The sequence below is a fragment of the Nitrosomonas sp. HPC101 genome (assembly GCF_009833125.1).
GTDB lineage: Bacteria > Pseudomonadota > Gammaproteobacteria > Burkholderiales > Nitrosomonadaceae > Nitrosomonas.
In genome coordinates, this window is the sequence record NZ_QRCC01000030.1 from 1 (window position 1) to 1,087 (window position 1,087).

At 39.9% G+C, this 1,087-nt stretch carries 1 protein-coding gene; it reads left to right on the forward strand.

From position 1 onward, the window contains the following. A partial coding sequence (locus ABO04_RS11760; protein WP_205012801.1) for a type ISP restriction/modification enzyme occupies positions 1–1,087 on the forward strand: 1,087 nt, incomplete at both ends.

Consider the following 1,087-nt stretch of genomic DNA (forward strand, 5'->3'; position numbering starts at 1 on the left):
CAGCAACGTTAAAAAATGCACTTTATGACAGTTATATTCGTGCCATTCGCTGGTCTTCTAATCGCATTGGCAATTGCGGTGTTATTGGCTTTGTCACCAATGCCGGTTTTATTGAAGCCAATGCAGCAGATGGATTGCGCCAGTGTTTGGCTGAGGAATTCAGTAATTTATATATTTTTCACTTGCGTGGTAATGCAAGAACTTCTGGAGAACGTCGGCGTAAAGAAAAGGATAATGTATTTGGACAAGGTACTCGTACACCGATTGCCATCTCTATTCTGGTCAAGAACTCCGAATCTAAGAAGCAAGGCCGTATCTATTTCTATGATATTGGTGACTATCTGACGCGTGAACAGAAGCTGAAAACTATTGTTGACTTTGGGAGCATCGAAGGTATTACCAAGCAGAAAGGTTGGCAGGAAATTGAGCCCGATCAGTTTGGTGATTGGTTGAATCAGCGCGATCCAAATTTTGATACTTACATCAGCTTGGGTAACAAAAAGGATAAAACAGCGCAAGTGATTTTTGAGAATTACTCAAACGGCGTAAAGACAAATCGAGATGCATGGGTATATAACGCATCTCTTGGTGATCTTAGCAATACTACGGAAGGAATGGTTGCTTACTACAATAAATCAGTAGAAGCATACAAAAATCTTTGCCAATCGGTCGTAAAAGAAAACTGGCTGAATGTTGATAACTTCCTGGATTTTAGTACCAAAACCATAAGCTGGACGCTTGAATTGAAACAGGATCTGGCACGACACAATTTTCGTACTTATAGTTCAGAAGGTCTGCGACAGGCTTTATATCGACCTTTCACAAAAAGCTGGATATTTTTCGATAAGTATTTCAACAATAGCGTTTACCAAATACCTCGTATCTTCCCCACCAAAGACAGCGAAAATCTGGTGATTTCTGTTACTGGTAGAGGATCGACAAAAGAATTTTCCTCGCTAATAACAAATATTATTCCTGACCTTGAAATGATTTCTAAAGGACAGTGCTTCCCGCTTTATCTATACGAGAAAACAACATCAGATGCTTCTCCATTCAATGAAAAAGGTGAACCACAATACCAGCAGCG